The 21070-nt window shown below is 57.2% G+C and carries 11 protein-coding genes, 6 pseudogenes and 1 other annotated feature; of the genes and pseudogenes, 9 read left to right on the top strand and 8 right to left on the bottom strand.

Translation table 11 applies throughout. The features are described 5' to 3' along the window. Nucleotides 1-211: 211 nt before the first annotated feature. The 5 genes from AB4Z23_RS18870 to AB4Z23_RS18850 form a co-directional block, all read right to left on the bottom strand. A complete protein-coding gene (locus AB4Z23_RS18870; protein WP_441360573.1) occupies nt 212-823 on the bottom strand; it encodes a TetR/AcrR family transcriptional regulator in 612 nt (203 codons plus the stop codon). 169 nt (nt 824-992) lie between these two features. Beyond that, on the bottom strand, nt 993-1412 hold the full coding sequence (gene mce, locus AB4Z23_RS18865) for a methylmalonyl-CoA epimerase (protein ID WP_441360572.1): 420 nt from the start codon (nt 1410-1412) through the stop codon (nt 993-995). Nucleotides 1413-1420: 8 nt separating this feature from the next. Next, entirely contained in the window at nt 1421-3556 is a 2136-nt protein-coding gene (gene scpA / locus AB4Z23_RS18860) for a methylmalonyl-CoA mutase (protein WP_441360571.1), read from the bottom strand. Nucleotides 3557-3567: 11 nt separating this feature from the next. Beyond that, the gene (locus AB4Z23_RS18855) at nt 3568-5571 is read right to left on the bottom strand and encodes an acetyl-CoA carboxylase biotin carboxylase subunit (protein ID WP_441360570.1); all 2004 of its coding nucleotides are present in this window, start codon (nt 5569-5571) and stop codon (nt 3568-3570) included. 225 nt (nt 5572-5796) lie between these two features. Further along, the gene (locus AB4Z23_RS18850) at nt 5797-7329 is read right to left on the bottom strand and encodes an acyl-CoA carboxylase subunit beta (protein ID WP_441360569.1); all 1533 of its coding nucleotides are present in this window, start codon (nt 7327-7329) and stop codon (nt 5797-5799) included. Between the two features lie 111 nt (nt 7330-7440). Here AB4Z23_RS18850 and AB4Z23_RS18845 point away from each other — a divergent pair, with 111 nt between their 5' ends. The 5 genes and pseudogenes from AB4Z23_RS18845 to AB4Z23_RS18825 all read left to right on the top strand — a co-directional run bounded on the left by AB4Z23_RS18845 (nt 7441) and on the right by AB4Z23_RS18825 (nt 13525). Further along, nucleotides 7441-8838: a helix-turn-helix domain-containing protein gene (locus AB4Z23_RS18845; protein ID WP_441360568.1), complete on the top strand. Its 1398-nt coding sequence runs from the start codon at nt 7441-7443 to the stop codon at nt 8836-8838. 220 nt (nt 8839-9058) lie between these two features. Further along, a pseudogene (locus AB4Z23_RS18840) lies at nt 9059-9489 on the top strand (transposase); the annotation flags it as partial. Then, nucleotides 9343-9459, top strand: a sequence feature (AL1L pseudoknot). It overlaps the preceding pseudogene by 117 nt. Beyond that, nucleotides 9419-9819, top strand: a pseudogene (locus AB4Z23_RS18835) (transposase); the annotation flags it as partial. The pseudogenes AB4Z23_RS18840 and AB4Z23_RS18835, both read left to right, overlap by 71 nt. Before the next feature lie 646 nt (nt 9820-10465). Beyond that, entirely contained in the window at nt 10466-11491 is a 1026-nt protein-coding gene (locus AB4Z23_RS18830) for a TRAP transporter substrate-binding protein (protein WP_441360567.1), read from the top strand. Between the two features lie 171 nt (nt 11492-11662). Next, nucleotides 11663-13525 (top strand): TRAP transporter large permease, encoded by a 1863-nt coding sequence (locus AB4Z23_RS18825; protein ID WP_441360588.1) that lies wholly within the window; start codon nt 11663-11665, stop codon nt 13523-13525. A gap of 473 nt (nt 13526-13998) precedes the next feature. On the opposite strand, the pseudogene AB4Z23_RS18820 reads toward AB4Z23_RS18825, so the two are convergent. Further along, nucleotides 13999-14423: pseudogene (locus AB4Z23_RS18820) on the bottom strand (IS5/IS1182 family transposase); the annotation flags it as partial. A gap of 170 nt (nt 14424-14593) precedes the next feature. On the opposite strand from AB4Z23_RS18820, the gene AB4Z23_RS18815 reads away from it, so the two are divergent. Then, nucleotides 14594-15622, top strand: a complete 1029-nt coding sequence (locus AB4Z23_RS18815) for a LacI family DNA-binding transcriptional regulator (protein WP_441360566.1) — start codon at nt 14594-14596, stop codon at nt 15620-15622. A gap of 196 nt (nt 15623-15818) precedes the next feature. On the opposite strand, the pseudogene AB4Z23_RS18810 reads toward AB4Z23_RS18815, so the two are convergent. Then, nucleotides 15819-15951 (bottom strand): annotated as a pseudogene (locus tag AB4Z23_RS18810) (IS5/IS1182 family transposase); the annotation flags it as partial. Between the two features lie 3 nt (nt 15952-15954). Between AB4Z23_RS18810 and AB4Z23_RS18805 the strand changes: the two are divergent. After that, nucleotides 15955-16471: pseudogene (locus AB4Z23_RS18805) on the top strand (IS630 family transposase); the annotation flags it as partial. Nucleotides 16472-16489: 18 nt separating this feature from the next. On the opposite strand, the pseudogene AB4Z23_RS18800 reads toward AB4Z23_RS18805, so the two are convergent. Then, a pseudogene (locus AB4Z23_RS18800) lies at nt 16490-16982 on the bottom strand (transposase); the annotation flags it as partial. Between the two features lie 466 nt (nt 16983-17448). Between AB4Z23_RS18800 and AB4Z23_RS18795 the strand changes: the two are divergent. Together AB4Z23_RS18795 and AB4Z23_RS18790 are read left to right on the top strand one after the other, a co-directional pair. Continuing rightward, nucleotides 17449-18921, top strand: a complete 1473-nt coding sequence (locus AB4Z23_RS18795) for an aldehyde dehydrogenase (protein WP_441360565.1) — start codon at nt 17449-17451, stop codon at nt 18919-18921. A 261-nt stretch (nt 18922-19182) separates the two neighbouring features. After that, nucleotides 19183-20811 (top strand): GMC family oxidoreductase, encoded by a 1629-nt coding sequence (locus tag AB4Z23_RS18790; protein ID WP_441360564.1) that lies wholly within the window; start codon nt 19183-19185, stop codon nt 20809-20811. The last annotated feature ends 259 nt before the right edge of the window (nt 20812-21070 follow it).

The following is a 21070-nucleotide window of genomic DNA, read 5'->3' as shown; positions in this document are numbered from 1 at the left end:
CGTGACTATGCCCCTGTCCAGTCTCCTCCCACTAAGCTGAACAACTGTTCAGCGATAGTACGGTTGACTGTACACTTGTCAAGTCGTTTCAGTTGACTTTTGCCGATCAGCGTTTCGTGCCGCAAGGACTGTTATGGAGTGTCGAAGACGAAAGGGAGCGACGCGGCAAGATGTGTAGTCCCCCGCGATTGTTACGGGGGAGTGGGCTGCTTCAGGTTTTGAGGGGCTTAAAGAGCTTGAGCAGCGCAGTTTCGCAATCTTCACGCAGCGCGCCGTAGCTCCGCTCCCAGTTCTTGTCCTGCAGCCACTGGATGAAGCTCCCTTCAACGACTGCACGCGCGCGCTTGGCAGCGCCGGCAAGATCGTCCACCTCGAACAGACCGGCCTCTACGCCCTGCCGGATCACGCTGGCATAGGTGCCGTCGATATGGGTCCGAAGCAGGTCGGCGAGTTCAACGAATGTCGACTCGCGCGTCGAATACTGTACGAGGTCAAGATAGATCAGATGGAAATCGCGGCTGGGCTTGGGCCCAAGGAAAACGCCGTCCATGAGGGCCGAAAAAGCCGCGCGCGCATCCTTTGCATTGGCAACCTTCTTCGAGATACGGCGCACGGTCCCCGCGAGCGCCCATCGCATGGTCTCCATGACGAGGGCATCTCTTGACTTGAAATGATAGCCAATCAGCGCCGGACTGACCTCCAGTTCCTTCGCGATCCGGCGCAGAGACAGTTGCTGCGTACCGATCGTCGCCATTGCCTTATAGGTCCCGCGGATGATGCGGATCTCGTGCGGAGAGTAGGTCGGAATTTCGAAGCCCTGCATGAAGGCGTCGTCTTTGACGCCGACCGGTGAAGGAGGGGATAGTGTTTCTTTAGTGTTATCTTGCAACTTGAAGCCTGACTCGAACCGGGGACCCAAGCTCATATGCCAAGACCGGCTCGGAGGCGTCAAGTGCGACGAAATCGAACTGATTGCGAGCGTTGCATTCCGTTCAACTTTGCTTCGGCTGGGCCACCTCCTCGAATTCTGTCAGAACCCCGAACAGACCGGAGGGATGGGCGAATATAACGGGATTGCCATGAGCGCCGATCCTTGGCTCACCCGAGCCTAGAACCCGAATATCATTGTCTCGAAGCACGGATGTCACAGGGTCAAGTTTGTCGACCTCGAAGCATATATGATGCATGCCGCCCAAGGGGTTCTTATCCATGAAGCGCTCTATCGGGGACGCATCACCTAGCGCCTGAACAAGCTCGATCTTGAGGTTTTGGAATTCCAGAAAACACACCTGTACCCCGTGCTCTGGAAGCTTCTGCGGTTCGGAAACGGAAACACCGAGACGGCGATAGGTTTCACCGGCCAATTTCAGGTCTGGAACCGCGATCGCGATATGGTTTACTCTTCTGATCATTATGGCCCCTAGCTGTTTAGTCGTTTGCCTTCGAGCAGATCAAGGATCCTGTTTGCAGCGTCGAGCACATTGGTACCGGGACCGAATACGGCCGCTACGCCGTTTTTGAGGAGAAAGTCATAGTCCTGTCTTGGGATCACACCCCCGACGACGACAACGACCTCATGTCCATTCCTCGTTCGCAGGGCCTCGACAAGCTGGGGAGCAAGCGTCCTGTGTCCCGCGGCGAGAGAGGACATCCCGACCACGTGAACGTGTTTGCGCATCGCAAGATCGGCCGCTTCTTCGGGCGTCTGGAACAACGGTCCCGCGATCACCTCAAACCCGATATCTCCGAAAGCAGACGCAATCACTTTGGCGCCGCGGTCATGTCCGTCCTGGCCAAGCTTCGCAATCAGAATACTCGGCTTCAGTCCGGTGGAGGCAGCAAGATCCCCAAGCCTGGTCACCAGTGTCTCGTACTCGGGATCGTTTTCGTAGGCCGGGCCGTAAATGTCACTGACCACTTCGGGCACGGCTTTGTGATCGCCGAACACCGTGCGCATTGCGTCCGATATCTCCCCGACCGTTGCGCGAGCGCGGGCCGCGTCGACAGCAGCCTCGAGAAGATTGCCAGTACCTGTTGCTGCGATCGTGGAAAGAGTGGCGAGCGTGCGCGCCACAGACTCGGGATCTCTTCGCCGCTTCACCTGCTCCAGCCTATCGACCTGAGCCTTGCGAACCAGGGTGTTATCGATAGCGAGGATCTGCAGTTCGTCCTCGTTTTCCAAACGATATTTGTTCACCCCGACGATCACCTCGTCTCCCCGATCGACCCTTGCCTGGCGCCGGGTCGCGGCTTCTTCGATAAGCCGTTTGGGCAGTCCGTCTGCCACCGCCTTGGTCATGCCGCCGAGTGCCTCGACCTCCTCGATCAATGTCCAGGCTTTCGTCGCCAGTTCATGCGTGAGGCTCTCAACGTAGTACGAGCCGGCCAGCGGATCGACAACCTTGGTCACGCCGGTCTCGTGCTGCAGGATAAGCTGGGTGTTGCGGGCAATACGGGCCGAAAATTCGGTCGGAAGAGCGATGGCCTCGTCGAGCGCGTTGGTATGCAGCGACTGGGTGCCGCCAAGGGCTGACGATAAAGCTTCATAAGCCGTCCGGATGACGTTGTTATAAGGATCCTGCTCCTGCAGCGACACGCCCGATGTCTGGCAGTGCGTCCGGAGCATAAGCGATGACGCCTTTTTCGGTTCGAATTCTTCCATGATCCGCGTCCAGAGAAGGCGCGCGGCGCGCAGTTTGGCAGCTTCCATGAAGAAGTTCATGCCGATGGCGAAGAAGAACGACAGCCGTCCAGCGAACTCGTCCACACTCAGGCCCTTTGCAAGTGCTGCACGCACATACTCTCGACCATCTGCCAGCGTGAAAGCGAGTTCTTGCACGAGTGTCGATCCGGCCTCCTGCATGTGGTAACCGGAGATGGAGATTGAATTGAACTTCGGCATTTCTTTCGCCGTATATTCGATGATGTCGGCGACGATCCGCATCGAGGGCTCAGGCGGATAGATATAGGTATTGCGGACCATGAACTCCTTCAGGATGTCGTTCTGGATGGTCCCCGACAGTTCGGCGCGCGAGCAGCCCTGTTCCTCGCCGGCAACGATGAAGGAGGCGAGGATCGGGATCACCGCACCGTTCATCGTCATCGATACCGACATATCCTTCAGCGGGATGCCGTCGAACAGGATCTTCATGTCCTCGACCGAGTCGATCGCCACACCGGCCTTGCCGACATCGCCCTCGACGCGTGGATGATCGCTGTCATAGCCACGATGGGTCGCAAGATCGAAGGCGACCGACAAGCCCTTCTGACCGGCTGCAAGATTCCTGCGGTAGAACGCATTCGAGGCCTCAGCGGTCGAAAACCCGGCATATTGACGGATCGTCCAGGGCCTGCCGGCATACATTGTTGCGCGCGGCCCGCGCACGAACGGCTTCATGCCCGGGAGCGTGTTCAGGTGGTCAATGCCGTCAAGATCGTCCGCCGTGTAGAGCGGCTTGATATCAATGCCCTCGGGCGTGCGCCATAGAAGCGTCTCCGGGGAGGCCTTGAGTTCTTTCTCGGCCAATGCGCGCCATTCGTTCGTTGCCTTTGACATAAACGCCTCCGTCACGCGAATTCCATGATAAGTTCATCGACGGCCAGGCTCTGTCCTGGTGTCACTACGATCCGCTTGACGGTGCCTTTCCGCTCGGCCTTCAATGAATTCTCCATTTTCATGGCTTCCACCGTCGCCAGTGTCTGCCCTGCCTCCACCTCATCCCCCGCTTCGACAGTCACTGACGTGATGATGCCGGGCATCGGGCAGAGGAGCAACTTCGAGGTGTCCGGCGGCAGCTTTTTCGGCATTAGCCTGGCAAGCTCCGCGACCCTGGGCGAACGGACGTGAACGCGGACATCGATGCCGTTCCAGCGGAGCCGGATCGACGAGCCAATCAGATCGACCTTGACCCCCATGGACATCGCGTCGACCAGAAAGGCCCCATGGCTTTGTCCGGGGAGCCACGTTCCGGCGATCGCTATCCTTGAGCCGTCAGCAAGAACTATTGCCGCTCCATCCACGAGCGTTTCGAACGACAGCGGTACCTCGGTTGAAGGGAATGACACGACCCATGCGTTTCCGAGCGTGCGCTGATGGTTCCCGATCGCGCCTGAGATCGACGTAGCACGCAACTGTACGGTTTGATTGATGAGCGCGGCCACCGCAGCCAGTCGGGCATACTCCTCTGGTTCCGGTTCCACCCCGACGAACCCTTCAGGGAACTCCTCATCGATGTAAGCGGTGGTCAGTCGCCCTGATCTGAACCGCTCCTGTCTCATGACTGCCGACAGAAACGGAAGGTTGTTCCCGCAGCCCTCGACCTCGAAATCGTCAAGCGCCGCCGCCATTGCGTCGATAGCCTGCGTCCGATCTTCCGCCCATGTGCAGAGTTTGGCGATCATCGGGTCGTAGTACATCGAGATCTCGCCGCCCTCAAAGACGCCGGTATCGTTGCGCACGATGGTGCCATCGGACGTCTTGCCTTCGACTGGTGGCCGGTAGCGCGACAGACGCCCAATCGAGGGCAGGAAGTTGCGATAGGGATCCTCGGCATAGAGCCGGCTTTCGATCGCCCAGCCGTTGAGCTTGATGTCGTCCTGAGCGAAGGACAGCATTTCGCCGGCGGCGACACGGATCATCTGCTCGACCAGATCGATGCCGGTGATGAGTTCCGTCACCGGATGCTCGACCTGCAGGCGGGTGTTCATCTCAAGAAAGTAGAAATTGCGGTCGCCATCGACGATGAATTCGACGGTGCCAGCCGAGTGATAGCCGACCGCCTTCGATAGCGCCACCGCCTGCTCGCCCATGGCGCGCCGGGTGACCGCATCCAGGAACGGCGAGGGGGCTTCCTCGATGACCTTCTGGTTTCGCCGCTGGATCGAGCATTCGCGCTCGCCGAGATAAACCACAGTGCCGTGTTTGTCGCCGAGCACCTGGATTTCGATATGGCGCGGCTGGGTGATGAATTTCTCGATGAAGATACGGTCGTCGCCGAACGAACTCTTCGCCTCGTTTTTCGAGGCCTGAAAACCTTCGCGGGCTTCCGCGTCGTTCCAGGCGATGCGCATTCCCTTGCCACCACCGCCGGCGGACGCCTTGATCATCACCGGATAGCCGACCGAAGCGGAGATTTTCACGGCTTCATCCGCATCCGCAATCAGGCCCATGTGGCCCGGTACTGTGGAGACTCCTGCCTCGGCGGCCAGCTTCTTGGAGGTAATCTTGTCGCCCATCGCCTGGATAGCGCCGACCGGCGGGCCGATGAAGGCAACGCTTTCGTTTTCCAGCGCCTGCGCAAACGCTGCGTTTTCAGACAGGAAGCCATAGCCCGGATGGACCGCATCGGCACCGCTCTTGCGGATCGCATCCAGAATCCTGTCGATGAGGATATAGGACTGGCTGGAAGGTGCCGGCCCGATATGAACGGCCTCGTCAGCCATCTTCACATGCAGCGCATCGGCATCCGCATCGGAATAGACGGCAACGGTCGCGATGCCCATTTTCTTTGCCGTCTTGATGACCCGGCAGGCGATCTCGCCACGGTTGGCGATCAGAATTTTCCTAAACATGCTTCTTGGCCGTCCGTTCAATGAGGAGTTTCGCGCCCTGGTCCCGCGCGGTCATGCCACTCCCGCGCAAACTTTCGGCTATGTTGATTGCGCACAGGCACCAATCCATATGGCCCTCGTGGTGGTTCCAGACGAGCGCGTCCTCATCGTCGAGCACGCTGGCTAACTGCCGAGGGGTCGCAATTTCCACCCCGTCCATCACCGCTATGACACATCTGATGTTGTCTAAAGCGGGATCGTGTCGTGCTTCTTCCATCGGCCTACCACCTCCTTATTGCGCAATGAGGCAAACGCACGGGCGATGCGTCGGCGGGACGAGTGCGGCATGATCACTTCGTCGATGAAGCCACGCTCGGCCGCCACAAACGGGTTCGCGAATCGCTCCTCGTATTCCTTTGTCCGGGCAGCGATTTTTTCCGCATCGCCGAGTTCCGAACGATAGAGAATTTCGGTCGCTCCCTTGGCGCCCATCACAGCGATTTCAGCCGTCGGCCAGGCATAGTTGACGTCGGCCCCAATGTGTTTCGATGCCATGACATCGTACGCTCCGCCGTAGGCCTTGCGGGTGATGAGGGTCACCATCGGCACTGTTGCTTCGGAATACGCAAACAGCAACTTCGCTCCGTGCTTGATGACGCCACCATATTCCTGTGCAGTCCCAGGCAGGAAACCGGGGACATCCACCAACGTCAGGATGGGGATGTTGAAGGCATCACAGAAACGCACGAAGCGAGCGGCTTTCCGTGCGCTGTCGATGTCGAGGCATCCCGCGAGAACCATCGGCTGATTGGCGACGATCCCGATAGTCTGCCCTTCAATGCGGACGAAGCCAGTGATGATGTTGCGTGCAAAAGCTTCCTGTATTTCGAAAAAGTCGCCTTCGTCGGCGATCGCGGAGATCAACTCCTTCATGTCGTATGGTTTGTTCGAGCTGTCGGGAATGAGGGTGTCGAGTCGCTGCTCCATCCGGCCCGGGTCGTCATAGAACGGGCGGACCGGCGCGGTAGCCTTGTTGTTGAGTGGCAGGAAATCGAACAACTGACGCACTGCTTCAAGGGCCTCGACATCGTTCTCATATGCGCCATCGGCAACGGAGGATTTTTTGGTGTGTGTGGAGGCGCCGCCCAGCTCTTCCGCCGTGACGATCTCGTTGGTCACGGTCTTCACCACATCCGGCCCGGTTACGAACATGTAGGAGGTGTCGCGCACCATGAAGATGAAGTCGGTCATGGCAGGCGAATAAACGGCACCACCGGCACACGGCCCCATGATGACAGAGATTTGAGGCACGACACCGGAGGCGATGACGTTGCGCTTGAAAACGTCGGCATAACCGCCGAGCGAAGCAACGCCTTCCTGGATACGGGCGCCTCCGGAATCATTGAGGCCGACAACGGGCGCGCCGACCTTCATCGCCATGTCCATGATCTTGCAGATCTTCTCCGCATGGGTTTCGGAGAGTGAGCCGCCGAGCACTGTGAAGTCCTGGCTGAAGACATAAACCTGACGGCCGTTAATTGTACCCCACCCCGTGACAACACCGTCGCCGGCGATTTTTTGGCTGCCCATGCCAAAATCCACCGCGCGGTGCGTGACGTACATGTCAAATTCTTCAAAGGAGCCGTCGTCGAGAAGGACTTCGATGCGCTCCCGCGCCGTTAGCTTTCCCTTTGAGTGCTGCGCGTCGATGCGCTTTTGCCCGCCGCCCAGGCGGGCCTCCGCACGACGTATTTCCAGGTTTTCTAGAACTCGCTGCATCTGTCCTCTCTTTCTAAGTTTTTCTAGGATGGAGCCGATGTGAAAAAAAGAGTTGGAAATGTGCGCAGGGGAATTTACAATAATTTATAATTGAAATTGTGAATTTGCAAAATGGCCGTCGGAAAGCTTTTCATAGGCAAGAGTGTGCGGGAGCTTCGGCTGTCGCGAAAATGGAATCAGGTCCAGTTTGCTGAAAGGCTCGGGATATCGACGAGTTATCTCAACCAGATCGAAAGCAACAACCGGCCTGTATCAGCCACCGTACTCCTGGCACTGGCCGATAAGTTCCAACTTCAGCTCTCGGAAATAGCAGGCGGCGAGGGTGATCGCCTTCTGTCAGCGTTCTCGGAGGCGCTAGGTGACCCCCTGTTCGAAAGCCTTTCACCGACGGTCCAGGACATCAAGCTTGTGGTGCAGAATGCTCCGAGTATAGCCCACGCAATAATCCTCGCTCACCAGGCATACAGGCGTAGCACCGAACAGCTCGCGAGCATCGATGAGGAACTGGCCAAAGGAATGGCAGAGGCGACACCGTACGAAGAGGTGCGAGACTATTTTCATTTCGTTGACAACTATGTGCACGATCTGGACGTCGCTGCAGAGCGGCTGGCTACAAAGCTCGGACTACCGGAAGATTCCTTCGGCGCGATGAAGCGAGAGTTGGACAGATGCGGCATCACTGTGCGCCACGTTATAGACGAGGGCGCGCTTCGGAGCTTCCACACCGACACATCGACACTCTATCTAAACAAGCACTCCCCGGCCCAGACGCAGCAGTTCCAAATGGCCATTCAGCTTGCTCAACTTGAGTTCAGTGACAGCATTGCTAAGATAGCCTTGGCGGCGGGTTTCCGAACGGAAGAGGCGGTAGAGATCTGCAAGATCGGCCTGCAAAACTACTTCGCGGGCGCACTTTTAATGCCCTACGGCGATTTCGCGAAAGCCGCGATGGATCTCCGTCACGACGTCGAGCTGCTGGCGCTTCAATTCAACACATCGATCGAGCAGGTCTGCCATCGGCTTTCCACCTTGCAACGGCCCGGCCAAAAAGGCGTGCCGATGTTCTTTGCCAGAATTGATCGTGCGGGCAATATCACCAAGCGCCACAGCGCAACCAAACTTCAGTTCGCTCGCTTCGGAGCGGCTTGTCCGGTTTGGCACGTGCATCGCGCTTTCGAATCTCAGGGGCGGATCTTGCGTCAAATGGCGGAAACCCCTGACGGCGGAAAGTATCTCTCGCTGGCGATACAAGTGACAAAGCGTTCTGGTGGGTTTCGAGGGCTAGATATAGCATATGCGCTCGCTTTTGGATGCGAAATGAGCAACGCCGAGGCATTTGTCTACGCAGATGAATTTCTTGAGGCGCAAAGACCGGCGTTCCAGCCGATTGGGATTTCCTGTCGGATCTGCGAACGGATTGGATGTGCGAGCCGAGCCTGGCCGCCTGTGAAAGGACGTATCGGCGTAAACCATAATCAAAGAATGACTTTGCCTTACGCCATATCTTGAAGCCATGAACCATTTTCCGATCCGCGCTTGTCACACCAAATTGCTCGAAAGAGCCATCTGCTCTATGAGACGGACTAGGCATCGGGTGGTTGCCGAGCGCGAACTTAGCGCCCCCATGTGTTATCCCCCACGTACTTATGCTCCGACGTATGTACGATGGTCAGAGGCTCTGAACCGCCCCGGCTTTGCCGGAGACCCGGACTCCTGAGAAGTAGGGTCTATGACAAGCAAGACGACGAACAAATTCTCCCCTGAAGTCCGAGCCCGTGCCGTGCGAATTGTGTCGGAGCATGAAGCCGAGCATCCGCCGCGGTGGACTGCTGTTTCCTCTATCGCAGCTAAGATCGGCTGCTCGGCACATACGCTCAATGAGTGGATGAAGAAGGCCGAGGTCGACAGTGGCAAGCGGGCAGGTCTGCCAAGCGACGTGGCGGAGAAGATGAAGGCACTGGAACAGGCGAACCGCGAGCTCCGTCAGGCCAACGAGATTTTACGAAAAGCGTCAGCATATTTTGCCCAGGCGGAGCTCGACCGCCCACTGAAGCGATGATTTCCTTCATCGATGGACACCGCTCGGTGCTCGGGGTCGAGCCAATCTGCAGACTGCTGCCGATTGCCGCGTCCACCTATTATGAGGTCATCGCCAAGCGCGATCACGGCAACCTTCTTTTCTACCGCCATTGCAAATCCCGGTAAATTCAGGAAGTCCCGCAATTTAGGTGCCTGGATCGGTCTTACAACGCGCCGCTATCAATCCGGCAAAGTCGACTATGACGGTCATATCCCCAGACGCGGAGATCGTCATTTTCGCTGGCTTTTCTACGAAGCAGCGTTGGTTACTGACACGCATCCCAAAAGAGAGCTGCTTACGAACATGGGGGCTTCAACTCCGTGAACGCATAAGCTTCAAAAGAGTTGCCGTGGCCGGTGGCGCGCAAACTTGCTGTCACCATGCACGCCGGGCTGGCGACAGGAGAATCTTTGATCCGCATGCGGGAATCGCATTGTAATGGCGTTCGACGCCCGAAATGTCCCTGCCGGGACGCGAGCCGAGCCATTCCGTTGAGGGGGTTACATCGCTGTCTCAGCTGAATGCGTGGTCCACGTTGAAGGCTCGTTCCGCGAGGCTTTATCATGCGGCGACAGTTGTCCACCGCGACGACAAACATACATCCGACAGTGTCGTTTCAACATCAGAACGCTGGGCGCCCCACTTGCGATTAGACAACCCCATCAACGCGGCTAGAGTGGATTGCGCATTAAAGGGCCGGAAGAAAACACTGATGAATGATCCATGATAGGAAAAACGTATTAGATGGCTTCAAACTTAGGAATGGACCTGTTGCGCCATTCGAACCCACGATACCCTTCACTGCATTTGCAAAGTGCGCTTCTAGAGGTCCAAAACAATGAACGCCATCCAGCGCTTCTCGTCCCGCCTTGAGAACGTTTCCTTTGTACTGCGGTGAATTAAATGCTTATGCAACGTGCTCGGGTGGTAGGAGGCCGGGCGGCTTGACAGTGGTGATTGGGAGGCGCTGCACCGAGTGGGTTAATGTGAATAATAAGTGGTCCGTGCATTCGGCTCTGTCTGACTGCATTCTGATTCATACTAGGGAGGAGCATCATGAAGACTTCAAACAGCCGCGGCATTACGCGCCGAGGGCTTATCGCCGCGGGAGCAGCGCTACCTTTGGTCACTATCCTCGGATATCCGGCCTCGGCTGCTGAGTTCGAGTTCAAGCTTGCGAATGGGCAGCCTGCAACTCATCCAGTTAACATTCGCGCCCGAGAGGCGCTCGATCGTATTCGCGAGGCGACGAGCGGACGACTCGACATCAAACTGTTTCCGTCCGGTCAGCTAGGATCTGACGCTGATCTGATGTCTCAGGTGCGGAGTGGCGGCATCGAGTTCGCTGTAGCGGCAGACGTAATTTTAGCATCTTTAGTGCCGCTATGCAGCATTTCGAGCATCGGTTTTGCCTTCAAGGACTACGATGCCGTTTGGCAGGCGATGGACGGGGATCTCGGAGATCATATCCGGGCCGGGATCGCGGAAACGTCCGTCACCACCGTATCGAAAATCTGGGATAACGGCTTTCGTCACATCACTTCATCGACGCGTGAAATCAAAACGCCCGACGACCTCAAGGGCTTCAAGTTGCGCGTACCGGCGGCGCCGATCTTGACGTCGCTTTTCGCGGCGCTTGGCGCTGCGCCCACAGCGATCAACGTCACCGAGACCTATATGGCTCTGCAGACGAAAATAGTTGAAGGCCAGGAGAATCCGCTACCCACAATAGCCACCAACAAATTTAACGAGGTACAGGAAACCTGCAGCCTCACGGGTCATACATGGGGTGGTGTTTGGATTATTGGCAATAAGCGCGCTCTCCAGCGTCTACCGGAAGACATTCGAGAGATCGTCGCACAGGAGTTCGACCGCTCTGCCGCCGACCAACGTGCTGACGTCGCAGCGCTCAATGTCACTGCCCGCGGGGAAATGGAAGGAAAAGGTCTCCGTTTCATTGATGTGGATAAGGAACTGTTCCGTCAGTCCTTGGCAAATTCGACTTTCTATAAGGACTGGAAAGAAAAATTTGGGCCGGAAGCGTGGGCGCTGCTTGAAAAATATTCCGGAACGCTGGGGTAAGTCTTGAGTTCAATCCAACAGGTTGGATGAACTCCCGGGGGGAGGGCGAGGCCGTAAAAGCGGTATCAAGCAGCAGCAGTCGCTGCTTCAACAATGAATGCTTAGGTCCCGGTGGTGCTGCTATTCGCTCTCGGGACTGAGGCAATGACAGAAAGCGGAGGATGGAATAACATGGTGGCAGTTAGCATTGATACGGGCCAATTAGAAGGTAATCCCACCCGCCCAAGGGGCGGGTCGGCGCTGCTCAGGCCCATAGAAATGATCGCCTCCGCCATCTTGGTGGCGATCATAGGGCTGCTGCTGACCGGCGTAACCTTCCGCTATGTGCTATCGGCTCCCCTCGTCTGGGTTGATGAGGTCACCGGATTCGGCTTCCTCTGGCTTGCCATGTTTGGCGCAGCTATCGCTATCGATCGCGATGAGCATCTTCGCCTGAGCTTGTTCGTCAACATGTTGCCGGAAACACTGCGGGGTTTCTTCGCTGCCTTGGGGACACTTCTCGTGGCGGTCTTTCTCATTGGGCTGTTGTGGCCTGCCATCGATTACGTCATCGAGGAGCGCTATATAACCTCGCCGGCGCTTAATATTGCCGCAAGCTGGCGCACGTCTGCGCTCCCTGTTGGTATCGCCCTGATGGCGATACTGTCGCTCAGAGAGACTGTGCGATCCGCCAATGTTCTCGAAATCTTGATGGCCGGTGCCCTTATTTCTGCCGCAGGCGCAACGCTTTGGCTCGCCTCCCCCTTTCTGCCGTCGTTGGGCCAAATCAACATCCTCATTTTCCTCGTGGGCTTCGTTGCCTTCTTTCTTGTAATCGGCGTTCCTATCGCCTTTTGCTTCGGCCTCGGTGCACTCACTTTCCTGACCTTCACAAGCTCGGTGCCGACAATGGTGATGATCGGACGAATCGACGAAGGCATGTCGAGCATTATCCTCGTGTCCGTTCCAATCTTCGTTTTGCTGGGTTGCATCCTGGACGCCACGGGTATGGGAAGGGCCATCGTCGAGTTTCTGGCTTCTATGCTTGGACACGTTAAGGCCGGCATGTCGTATGTTCTTCTCGGCTCTCTCTTCCTTGTATCGGGCATTTCCGGCTCCAAGGTTTCCGATATGGCGACTGTCGCGCCGGCCCTCTTCCCGGAAATGAAACGCCGGGGCCACGAGCCAAGGGAGATGATCGCACTTCTTGCTACCGGCGCCGCCATGGCCGATACGGTTCCGCCCTCAATCCTGCTGATCGTTCTCGGGTCAGTGGCGGGCGTCTCCATCGCCGGCCTGTTCACCTCTGGTTTTGTAATAGCGATGGTTTTGCTTCTCGCTCTCGCCCTCCTCGCGCGCTGGAGGGCGCGCGGTGAATCAATGGACGGTATTCGGCGGCCCTCGCTCCGGACAGTCGGAAAGGCGCTTATCGTTGCTGCTCCAGCATTGATGCTACCCTTCATTATCCGAGGTGCTGTGGGTGGCGGGATTGCGACGGCAACGGAGGTCTCCACCATTGCAGTGCTCTACGCCATGATCATCGGAATGGTTTTGTACGGAGGTATCCGCCCCCGCAAGATCTACGCCATGTTAGTGGAAACGGCAGCGCTCTCCGGAGTGATCCTGATCATCCTAGGAACAGCATCGGCCATGGCCTGGACGTTGACGCAGACCGGCTTCGCCTCGCAGATGGCAGCGATGGTAACCGATCTACCCGGGGGATGGGTTTCCTATATGTTGGTTACAATTGGTGTGTTCATACTGCTCGGGAGCGTCCTCGAGGGATTGCCAGCCATTGTCCTTATGGCACCAATCATGTTTCCGATCGCGAAGACCTTAGGCATCAACGACATTCACTATTCTATGGTGGTGGTGACGGCTCTGAATGTGGGATTGATGGCACCGCCGATAGGTGTTGGCTTCTACATCGCCTGCAAGATCGGCAACGTCTCCCCAGATGATGCCATGCGAGGCATCTGGCCATATCTGGGCGCACTTTTGGTCGGGCTTTTGGTCATTGCCCTGGTCCCAGCTTTATCAACCGCATTCCTGTAAAGAGGGAGATTTGCGCGTTTCCGGTACTCATCCCTCAGGTCCCAAGGCGACCCCGTTGACGGTCTTACGGCGTCGAACGCACGGCCGATCGGGGCGGTTCGCTTGTCCACATTGGACCGTCGAAGATAGAATCCGAGTTACCGCCGCTGCTTGGCAAGACAGGCACCGGGTACTCCCTAACGGCAATCGGGTAGTGGAGCCGTCCGGTCTGCTGGATGCGGTTTACAATTTTGCAGTAACAAGCGAGCAGGTTAAGTTACTGGGGGGAAAGACGAAATTAAATTGCACGAGCGAGCGCGATCGGCGGATCGTGAGCTTAGAATGTTCGACCGTTTTTCGCTCCCGTCCTGACCAACCGTCGGCCCACTGCGACGCGTAAGCTGAGCGCGTTCAGCCGTTTCTGCTCCGACCAGAGAGGAGCACTCTCCCTTCGTGTCCCTGACACACGCGTCTAGAGTACTGAAATAGTAGGTAAGCGCGTCGGCATCATAGGCTGTGTCCGCTAGGAACACTTCGGGGTCGACCTCCAGAAGAGGCTTGGCCTGCGCCAGGCCCGGTCTCAGAGAGAGCGCCACCGGACTGCCGAGCGTATCGAGCATCACATGAATCTTCGTCGTCAATCCGCCTAGGGACCGACCGATCGCTTGATCCACCCTTCTTGCGCGCCAGCACTATGCAGGTGGGCGCACGATGGTGGAATTCAGCATCAAGAACTCGTTGTCGTGATCGGCAGCCCAGTGTCTGAATAGACGCTCGCAGATGCCGCTTACGCCACATCGGCGCAATCCCATGCGGACGTTTTTTCAGTCTCCGAACGCTCGCGAAGAACTAGCCAAGTTATCCCAGCACAGTATTGATAAAGCACCGCTTCCACGAAAAGGCGATTATCCGCAACCGTATCCCAACATGACATTTGTCCCGCAATCCATAACGACGTGCTATAACCAGCCCTCCAGTAGCGGGTCTGCTATGAATCACATAAAACTTTATTTGGGAATCTGGAGCCGTAAGTTATTTTACTGACGACGCGCTCTAGTATCTAAGGGATAAAGCAGGGGAATTTGCCTAATGTCGGAACGTGAGTATCGTAGCAGCGATCAGCCTAGGCCCGTCCGTATGGACGACGTTGCACGCGTGGCGGGGGTTTCGCAAATGACCGTTTCTCGGGCTTTGCGTAGCCCGGACCAAGTGTCAGCTGAGACACGGCGACGGATCACGGAAGCGATGGCATCGGTCGGCTATCTGCACAACAAGATCGCCGGGGGCTTGGCTGCGGAAAAGACCAACATCATCGGGCTTATCACAACGACCCTGCAGAACCCCCTGGTGGCGTCTGTCGCACAGGGCGTTTGCGACACGATCGCAAAGAGCGGATATCAGCTAATGCTCGGCATGGGCGAAGACACCGAAGCTGAAGAGCGGGTCATTCGCGAATTCCTATCCTATCGTCCAGCTGCGCTTCTGTTACATAGGACGAGCCACACCGAGTCGGCTAGGTCCCTGCTGAGAACGACAGGTCTACCGGTGGTGGAAATGGGTAATCTGGTGGCGCGCCCGATCGACATGGTCGTGAGTTTGTCGAACTTTAGCGCTGCCAAGGCCATGACTGCATATCTGGCCACCAAATACGTCCGTATCGCTTATGTCGGGATGGTCTCCAAGGGCGACGACCGGTTCATGTCGCGCCGGCGAGGCTACTTGGCTGCGTTGCGCGAGGCTGGCATTCAGCCAGATACTGGCACGATACTCGAAGTTCCCTCAACCGGTCCGGGTGGCGGCGGCGACGCACTTGCTAAACTCATGGACGGGCGACCGGATACCCAGGCTGTGTTCTTCGCAAGCGGTGCCCTCGCCAGCGATGCACTGGCCGAATGCAAAGCACGCGGCTGGAAAGTACCGCAGCGACTTGCAATCGCGGGATTTGATGATTACGAATCCGTGATCAGCTCGATGGCCAGCATCACGGCAGTCCGCGTTCCCCGTTACGAGATCGGATCCCGCGCCGCCGAAGTGGTCCTGGCTCGCCTGCGCGGTGACCAGGACGTTCCCAAGCGAACAGAATTTGCATTCGAGATAATCCGGCGGAAAAGCACCTAAACCGCCACGGGCGTTGCCAGCAGTCGCCCGGGACAGCGTCGATCGTAACCGGAACCTGCTGAACAGACGAGCGACGCCTCGTATGGCGCAGGGTGCCTTGCCCAATTAGGCTACAAATTGCAACAGCCATAAGTGCACAAGGAAAACATGCTATAAAAGGCCTCAGAGTTGGTGCGGAAATTTTACAACTCGAAAAAAGCCTTCGCCGCATGAGGCGGATTGATGCCAGTTTGAGGAAGACGGGCGCGTTGCGCGACAAGTTTTTGAAGTTTTTAACCAGTCGGCGGCATCGCCCCAGCCGAACACGTCCACTCTACGACCCAGCGCCGTGTGGCCAGCTCGATCTCGATCCGCAAAAAAAGCTGATCTTCACAGACGAGACCGGTCTTTCGCCGAAGATGGCACGTCTGCGTGGACGTGCAATTCGCGGCGAGCATTGTCGAGCTGGCGTGCCCCATGGTCATTGGAAAACAACGACATTCACCGGCGCCCTGTGCCTGACCGCCATGACCGCGCCGTTCGTCTACGATGGAGCGGTGAACGGCAACGTCTTCCTGGCCTATGTCGAGCAGTGTTGTTACCGACCCTTAAGCCCGGGGATATTGTCGTCATGGACAATCTGCCCGCGCACAAAACGGCCGGGGTGCGCGAGGCCATCGAGCGCAAGCCCAACAGTCCCGACTCCAACCCCATTGAAAATGCCTTCTCAAAGTCGAAGGCCATGTTGCGGGCTCGGGCAGAGAGAAAGATCGATGCCCGTTGTGGGATGCGGTCGGCGTATTGATGCCCCGCTTCACGCCGATAGAATGCGCAAACTACTTCAGAGGTGCTGGATATGACCTGGATTGAACAGGGTCTGCTCTAGAAGTCGGTCGGACAAACCAGTGCGTGCAGCAGACCTACAGTGTCGACAAGGATATGCCGCTTCTTCCGAGTGATTCCTCCTTGCACGCTACCCGCAGGGGTCGATGCAAAGCACACTTTTTCCTTGCCTTTGACGCTCTGGCTGTCGATGATCGCCGCCGTCGGACTGACCTCCCCGCCCATCGCCTCGCGGTATTTCACGTACAGATCCCCATGAATGCAGCCGAGAATGCCCTGTCAGTTCCACCGGTCGAAATCGCCGAACAGCGTGCTTTAGCGACAGGTCCTTCGGCATGGCTCGCCAATGGCAGCCCGTGCGGAGAACATAAAACAGGTCGTCGATGACGTCGTCTAGATCGACCTCACTCTTGCGGCCGCCACGCTTAGCTGGCGGGATCAAAGGCTCAACCAGCACCCGTTCCGCATCCGTCAAATTGTCCGCATAGCGCAATAGGTTATATTCCCCTCGGTTCGTCGTCATCCACGTCGTTTCCATGTCCGCGTCGAGTTAAATTAGTTGGAGAGAATCACAACCGATTTATGTTGTTTAACTTGTTTATGGTCCGACACGTAGACGTACGGGATGATCGCTGAATGAACGCTTTCGAGGTTAAATTGGCACGGCGATCTTACAGCCAGATCGGTTTGCCGGCTCTACTTCCACTGAAAACGTTCCGCACAAATTCACTTGCGGGACATGCTCGCATCGATTATGTTTGCGTAATCATTTTGTGGGAAAGTCTTCCCGATCTTTGGCACGTCGGACCCCATTGCTAACGGGCGGGGCGCTGCAGGAAGTGAAGCGCACGGAGTAGCTCAACACGGAGGAAGAGCTAAGGCGTGTTGCTCATCGGCGTTGACGCTCCTTGAGCGGCCTATTGCCGAGAGCCTCGGTAAGATGAGTTAGGTTTGGTGCGCCAGGATGCCGGAAATGCAGGCGCTTCTGCGGAGGAAGAAAAGTCATGAAGCACTATCAAATGTTCATAGGTGGGCGTTGGGTCGAGGGCTCAAAAGGCGAGCGCTTTGATACAAGCGATCCTTACACTGGAAAACCTTGGGCAACTATCGCGCGCGGTACCGAAGCAGATGCAGCGCTCGCCGTTGAAGCTGCCCACTCGGCAATGCGCGCCGGCGCATGGGCAGTTATGTCGGCCAGTGCACGGGGCGCACTGATACGTCGTCTCGGAGATGCGATCGCCGAGAAAGCAGATTTTCTAGGCGAGCTAGAAACCCGTGACAACGGTAAGCTGATTTCAGAGATGAGACTGCAGGTTCGCTATCTCCCGCAGTTCTGCTACTATTATGCCGGTCTAGCGGATAAAATCGAGGGAACCGCACCTCCGGCAGAACGTCATGGATACTTCAACTATACACGCAACGAGCCCATCGGCGTTGTCGTGGCTATTACGCCTTGGAACTCTCCGCTGTTCCAGGCGGTGATGAAGGTTACGACGGCGCTTGCTGCTGGTTGTTCCGTGGTCGTGAAGCCGTCGGAATTCACTTCTGCATCGACGCTGGAACTCGCAAGKCTGGTTGAGGCGGTCGGCTTCCCGCCGGGTGTGTTCAACGTTGTATGCGGTTATGGCAAGGACGTAGGCGACGCGCTCGTCCGGCATCCTAAGACGGCGAAGATATCCTTCACCGGCAGCGAGTACGCGGGACGCACGGTCTACGAGGCGGCGGCGGGCGACTTCAAGTCCGTTACGCTGGAGCTCGGTGGCAAGTCGCCGAACATCGTCTTCGAGGACGCCAATATCGAGGACGCTTTGAAAGGAGCGGTCTCCGGCATCTTTGCCGCCTCTGGACAAACTTGCATCGCTGGCTCGCGCCTGCTCCTGCAGGAATCGATCCATGACCAATTCGTTGAACGCTTGCTCGCCTTCGCGAAAACCGTGCGGATTGGCAATCCCATGTTGGAGGACACCCAGATGGGACCGGTGGCTACGCCGCCCCAGTTCAAGAAAATTCTCGACTACATCGACGTGGCCAAGTCCGAGGGCGCGGAACTTGTACTTGGCGGAGGATCATCCGATGCCGGCGAGTGGTTCATCCAACCGACAATTTTCACCAATGTCGATAACAGCATGCGTATCGCGCAACAGGAGGTTTTCGGCCCCGTACTCTCTGTCATCAAGTTTCGTGATCAGGATGAGGCAATCGCCATCGCCAACGACACAATGTACGGCCTCGCCGCCGGGGTATGGACTCAGGACATACGGCGCATGTTTACCATGGCCAACGCGATTGAGGCAGGTACGGTCTGGATCAATACGTACCGTGATGCCAGCTATACGATGCCTTTTGGCGGTTACAAGAATTCGGGTGTGGGTTTTGAAAACGGAATCAGTTCAATCCGGCAATATCTCAAGACCAAGAGCGTGTGGATCAACTACGACTCCGAAGTCCCCAACCCGTTTGTTATGCGCCTGAACTGAGGGGCTTGGCCAGCTCCGGTCGAACACTGCAAAAAGAGACCCGTTGCCCATTCACGGCAAAATCGACGAAGGAGTGCGGATCGACATCTGCGGTAACCGTGACATTCAATCTATTTAGATAGGTCGCGGCATTGACGTTACTTGCCGGGGCATGCGCGGCGGATGCGAGGCTTCTTTGACAAGAAGGCCCCTGCTTGCCCCAATTGAAGCTGAGGAAGAACGGACCCGTAGTCTCCTCGATAATCGGTAAGCAGGACCCTTATGAAAAGTGCAGAACAACGTTTCACGTACATCATCGTCGGAGCTGGCTCAGCCGGCTGCGTACTAGCGAACCGACTTTCCGAAGATCCTTCCAATACGGTCTGCCTGATCGAGGCGGGGCCGGTCGATCGCAATCCGCTGATTCACGTGCCCCTTGGCATCATGCGGCTACTCAAACATCCGCGCCTGAACTGGAATTTTACCACTACCCCACAGACCCACGCCGGCAACCGCAAGATCGCGATTCCACRTGGCAAGACGCTTGGTGGGTCGAGCTCGATCAATGGCATGGTCTACACGCGGGGCGATCCCACGGACTATGACGACTGGGCGAACCTCGGGAACCCGGGTTGGTCATTTCGAGAATTACTGCCTTACTTTCGACGCTCCGAGAACAACCGGGATTTCCGCGATTCGGTCTACCACGGTACCGATGGCCCGATTGAGGTCGGGTTTCTCGACCGGTACAATCCGCTGTCCGAGGTCTTTTTCCAGGCGGGAGAGGCACTGCAGTATCACCGCAACGAGGATTTCTGCGGCGAGACGCACGAAGGCTTTGGGCGACGCCAGGCGTCAATCGCGCGCGGCCGCCGCTGTTCCACGTCCACGGCATATCTAGCGCCCGCGCGCCACCGCCCGAACCTGCATATACTCACCGGCGCCCTCGCCCGCCGAGTGGTCATCGAAGACGGCCGCGCCGTTGGTGTAGAGATTGAGACTGATGGTGAGGTGCGCTTAGTGGAGGCCGACCGCGAGGTAATCCTATCCGCCGGGGCGATCGGCTCCCCGCATCTTCTGTTACTGTCAGGGATTGGCGATGCAGACGATCTGCGCGAAAAAGGGATCGAGGTAAAGCATCACCTCCCCGGAGTCGGGCGAAATCTCCGGGACCACATCGCGGCTCCGATCCAGTACAAAAGTCCAAGCACTGTGCCCTACGGGTTGTCTTGGAAGAGTTTGCCTCGGCTCGCCTGGGATGTCCTGTCCTACCCGTTCACCGGACGGGGACTGCTCGCCAACAACATTCTTCATTCCGGCGCCTTTATCCGCAGCCAGCCCGGTCTAGCCCGCCCAGACGTCCAACTCATATTCGTCCCCGCGCTTCGGGACAAGGCGGGGCGCATGGGTCGCGGATTTGGCTTCGGCATGCTAAGTGTGCTTTTGCGCCCGAAGAGCATAGGCCGCGTATTCCTCCTAAGCGCCGACCCAAAGGCCGCACCTGGAGTTGATCCCAACTTGCTTGCTGAGCCCGAAGATGTCGAAACCGTTGTGCGGGGCCTGCGCATCGCCAGACGGCTAGTCGAGACCGAGCCATTCGCTCCTTATCGCGGATTGGAGATAGACCCGGGCCGCGACGTAGAACGCGCGGATGATATGACAGCTTATGTGCGCGAAAACTCACACACCGCGTATCACCCGGTCGGCACCTGCGCGATGGGTCCAGGAAAAGAAGCTGTAGTAGACAGCGAATTGAGGGTTTACGGGATCAAAGGGCTTCGGGTCGCCGATGCTTCGATAATGCCCACTCTGCTCGGAGGCAATACCAACGGCCCTACAATTATGGTCGGCGAGAAAGCGGCTGACATGATTCTTGGGAAGCAGCCATTGGCAGCAGACCCTTTGCCTTGAAACTCATTGGTACGCTCGAACGGCTCGGCTTACTGTTCGCCGGAGTGGAGGTCGCCGTCTCCGCTTAGAATCGATGAAGCCGTGTGCTTCTTGGAAGAGGCTGCTCCTGAAGAGGCCTTCTCCACGGCCGACATAGCAGTCCGGCAGGCCCGCGCAAGGCGAACGGGCTGGAGCTGTCAAGCAGATAAACTGACTATCATTGCATTAATTCAGCCTCCTCCGCGGGGCATCGGTACAGATTTGCTATCAAAGATATATG

Source organism: Agrobacterium sp. MCAB5, from assembly GCF_052114365.1.
In the GTDB taxonomy this organism is placed as follows: domain Bacteria; phylum Pseudomonadota; class Alphaproteobacteria; order Rhizobiales; family Rhizobiaceae; genus Agrobacterium; species Agrobacterium tumefaciens.
The sequence above is the reverse complement of the archived record's forward strand: the minus strand, read 5'-3'. Positions and strand labels throughout refer to the sequence as shown.

Excerpts from the sequence above, each read along its gene's own strand:
- AB4Z23_RS18815 (WP_441360566.1), top strand. The coding sequence starts at position 14,594 with ATGTCGGAACGTGAGTATCGTAGCAGCGATCAGCCTAGGCCCGTCCGT.
- AB4Z23_RS18850 (WP_441360569.1), bottom strand. The coding sequence starts at position 7,329 with ATGCAGCGAGTTCTAGAAAACCTGGAAATACGTCGTGCGGAGGCCCGC.
- AB4Z23_RS18855 (WP_441360570.1), bottom strand. The coding sequence starts at position 5,571 with ATGTTTAGGAAAATTCTGATCGCCAACCGTGGCGAGATCGCCTGCCGG.
- AB4Z23_RS18870 (WP_441360573.1), bottom strand. The coding sequence starts at position 823 with ATGCAGGGCTTCGAAATTCCGACCTACTCTCCGCACGAGATCCGCATC.
- AB4Z23_RS18830 (WP_441360567.1), top strand. The coding sequence starts at position 10,466 with ATGAAGACTTCAAACAGCCGCGGCATTACGCGCCGAGGGCTTATCGCC.
- AB4Z23_RS18825 (WP_441360588.1), top strand. The coding sequence starts at position 11,663 with ATGGTGGCAGTTAGCATTGATACGGGCCAATTAGAAGGTAATCCCACC.
- mce (WP_441360572.1), bottom strand. The coding sequence starts at position 1,412 with ATGATCAGAAGAGTAAACCATATCGCGATCGCGGTTCCAGACCTGAAA.
- AB4Z23_RS18845 (WP_441360568.1), top strand. The coding sequence starts at position 7,441 with ATGGCCGTCGGAAAGCTTTTCATAGGCAAGAGTGTGCGGGAGCTTCGG.
- scpA (WP_441360571.1), bottom strand. The coding sequence starts at position 3,556 with ATGTCAAAGGCAACGAACGAATGGCGCGCATTGGCCGAGAAAGAACTC.